General features: G+C 46.5%; 2 protein-coding genes. One reads left to right on the top strand and one right to left on the bottom strand.

Going from position 1 to position 3,434, the window contains the following annotated elements; genetic code table 11:
• Nucleotides 1–527: 527 nt before the first annotated feature.
• Nucleotides 528–1,697 carry a TraB/GumN family protein gene (locus V512_RS13090; protein WP_099830902.1) on the bottom strand — a complete coding sequence of 390 codons (1,170 nt, stop codon included), beginning with the start codon at nt 1,695–1,697 and terminating at the stop codon, nt 528–530.
• A 118-nt stretch (nt 1,698–1,815) separates the two neighbouring features.
• Between V512_RS13090 and V512_RS13085 the strand changes: the two genes are divergently transcribed.
• Entirely contained in the window at nt 1,816–2,775 is a 960-nt protein-coding gene (locus tag V512_RS13085; protein ID WP_099830901.1) for a GNAT family N-acetyltransferase, read from the top strand.
• Nucleotides 2,776–3,434: the final 659 nt, after the last annotated feature.

Here is a 3,434-nt window from a genome sequence, read left to right as displayed (position 1 = left end):
GTAGTAGTTTTTCAGGAAGCCCTAGGTAATGACAAGAAACGAGAGAGATTATCAAAGAGCAAAAAAAAACAGTGTAATCCATGATCGATACTGAAGTAATCAACGCTTCATAAAAAAGCAAATGTCTTACGATACTATTATATTACATTTGGACTCAAAAGACGAAGAACTTCTCTCTTGAGTAGATTTAATTATGATGCATTACGGAACAAACTAGCCTTAGTTACTGAGAATTTGCCGGATAAACCGATGTCTGTTACTTCTCTCTATCGACGTATCCCTTTTCCTTCGATAAGCTCACCGTGCCAAGGACATTCTACGCAACTGTGAAACCATCTTCATCAAGAATAAAGTAGGCTGCAAGGGCCCAATCGGCAAATCTTCTCCCGATCAGAAGTAGCCGGCTGTTTGAAATTCCTTCCTTCAGGAACCTATGTGCTCCTAGAAACCAACCTTGGGTACACTCTCAGCAATATCGTCAGTCTCTTTGTTCTACAATGAAAGCATTCAAGAACGCAGGCATCCTCTTATCCGAAGAAAGACTTAACAAAGATCCTAATGACCTCGGCTCCCCCGATAAAAGTCCCCACACTGCTTCCAACGTTCGCGAATACTACAACCAGAAGGATCTTCGTAACTCTGTTTTTCCAGAACCCCTTGAATGAACTTACATCTTCGTTCAAGTTTTCAAAGTCGAAGACCTTTGGCTTTCTCACCAGCGCCTCCACAAGACCGGCAAACCACCCGGCAGCGAGAATAGGGTTCAAGGAACTCACCGGAGCGATGAAGAAAGCAGTCAATATAGAGAGAGGGTGGCCAAGAGCTGCAATAGTCCCCAGAGCAGAAAGCGATCCGTTCCAGAGGATCCAGGCCAGTATCTGGTCTAATCCGGCATCCCTGTTCACGATAATAGTAGATACCATGAGAGCAATAATGACTATTGATATGGTCCAGCCGATAATCTTACCGGTCTTCTTCTTCGGAGGGATCTTGCTGAGTGCCACAAGGTCCTGATCCTCTTTTATAGCCTCTTTCAAACCCGGGACATGTCCGGCACCAACGACTGCGACTACTTTCTTTCCTGGAGCCGTCTTGATCTTCTGGGCAAGAAACTTGTCCCTCTCGTCAATAAGAGTCTCCTTCAGCTGCGGAAAAGACTTTGAAAGTTCACTAAGAGCCGATGTAAGCATATCACCCGACTTCATCTTTTCAAGATCTTCTTCGGTTATCTTCTCATCGCTGAAAATTGACAGAACGAGAGTGAAGAAGAGTTTCGTCTTTCCCCAGAAGCCGAGATTTCCCCATATTCTTGCGAAAGTAACCTGAATATCTCTATCCGCGAGAACAAGCTGCGCTCCTATCTCTTTTGCCGACTCAATAGCCTGCAGCATCTCCTGTCCAGCTTGAATTCCTATCTGCTTCGCCATTCTCTTCTGATAGGAAGAGAGTATGAGATTTGCCAGAAGAAGAAAGGATTTCTTCTCCTTAACAACCTTTGCGATATCGGTCTTCTTCCATCTATCCTGATCCTGCATCGATTGATAACGGGAATTACACAACTCTATAGCAACGGAATCGGGTTTCTCTTCCTCAATGATCGTCTTCACTTCTTCGGCGCTGTTCTTTGATACGTGGGCGGTACCGATAACTATCAATTCTTTGTCATCAAGCATTATTCTGTGCACTGTCTCGGACAACGAAATCACCCTTTCGATTTAATTATCAAACTCTATTTAATCATAATCTTGCAGCTAACTCGTGTTTATGAGATTATCAATTATATAGCTGATTAAGATGATGTTGGGAGGTGTTCTCTTGAGCAGCCCCGTCCGAGCTGAGATCGGAGATCTCGAAGGAGCTATTGAGCTAGCATCTCTGGTCTTCAATACTGAAATGGGCAAGATCTTTCCTGTGCTTTTCTCCGAGGAAAACGTTAAGAACATAACCGTTGTCAAAGACGCTGGAAGACCTGTAGCGATGATCGGGCTCCTTCCCAGAGAAATATCTCTATTCGGTCACAGAATGAAAGTTGGACTCGTTGGTTCGGTATGCACTCACCCAGACTACCGCGGAAAGAATTACGGCGCCGTGACTCTTGCCAAGGCAGAGGAATTGGCTATAGATCTGGGACTATCACTGCTCATCATATCCGGAGGAAGAGGGATGTATCAGCGTTTTGGAGCGGTCAAACCCCCCGGTCTCAAAAAGATTGTAGTGAAACATGGTAGAGCAACCGCGATGAGGGAAGCAAAGCGTACCGACATCGGAAGGATTCTTGACCTGTACCGACTGAAACCCGTCAGATACATCAGGAGCTTTTCGGATTTTGAGAAGATCTTCTCGACAGGATACGCAGTGGCCAGAAAGACAAAGACCTATATCAACGACAGAGCGTACATCACCGTTGTGGAAAAGGAAACGGGGAATCACGTTGTGGAATATGGAGGCAGCAGCAAGGACGTAATATCCTTGACAAAAAGCTTCATAGAAAAAGAAGGACTTGAAGAGTGCACTATAATCGCCGACAGACTATTCAGAAGCGAAGAAAGCCTGCCATGCGAGTTTCCGGGAACGGCAAAGGTCATTTCGAAACGCCACTTCTTCGATCAGATGGAAAGCTATTTCACCGAGGTAATGCTTTCGGAGGATTACGACAGATTTCTGGAGAGTGCTGAAAGACTCTCTTTGGCCGAACTTAATCAGGAGATTCTATGCTGCAGCAAGTTCAAGGGTCTTCCTATAACTCTTCCAGACTACGGTTTTGATTACGTGTGATGAGGAGGAGTCTGCTTACAGAGTCCAGTCAAAAGGCGAAAATCATCGCGCCTGTGAAGGCTACGCCTTCGCCAGTTTCGCTTCGCGGCCGAGACCAGTTGCAAGTTGCCAGTTCCACGTTGCAAGATCTAGGTGCGAAAAACAAAAGATCAGACTAAAGGCAGGCGCCGAAGAACATCGCCGGACGCAAGGCCGGGCAAGAACGTCCCAGGTCGCAATGCCTTCTTCGCGGGTATGAACCGGGTCCGGGGTCTGGTTAGATCGCTAGAAGCCGTTCTTGGGAGAACAGCTGTTTGTTCGAAAGAGCGGTTGCGAGTTGCATGTTCCAAGTTGCAAGCACAAGAACCGCTGTGCGCTTAAGAGAAAAAATCCTCTGGTCGCTGAGCGAAAGAATCCGTCATTATGAACTCCATTCAGAATCTCGTGTTCGTGGTTTTTGATCTAAACCAAGAACGAAGAACAGATCCTCGCTCTGGAACGAAGAATTTTCCTCGGAGAACGGTGAACTGTTCAACGGAGAACCAGTTTCACTTTGCTCTTTCGAACCCCAACCACAAACCTCCGACCCCGGCCTTCGCCTTCTTGGCACACACCAACCCCCAACCTGCAATCCCCGACCTCGGTAATTTCTTCTCCCTCCTGGTGCGAAAGCGCCAGCA

This window comes from Mesotoga sp. Brook.08.105.5.1, assembly GCF_002752635.1.
Classification (GTDB): domain Bacteria; phylum Thermotogota; class Thermotogae; order Petrotogales; family Kosmotogaceae; genus Mesotoga.
Note: the sequence above shows the minus strand (reverse complement) of the source record. Positions and strands in the feature narration are given on the sequence as shown.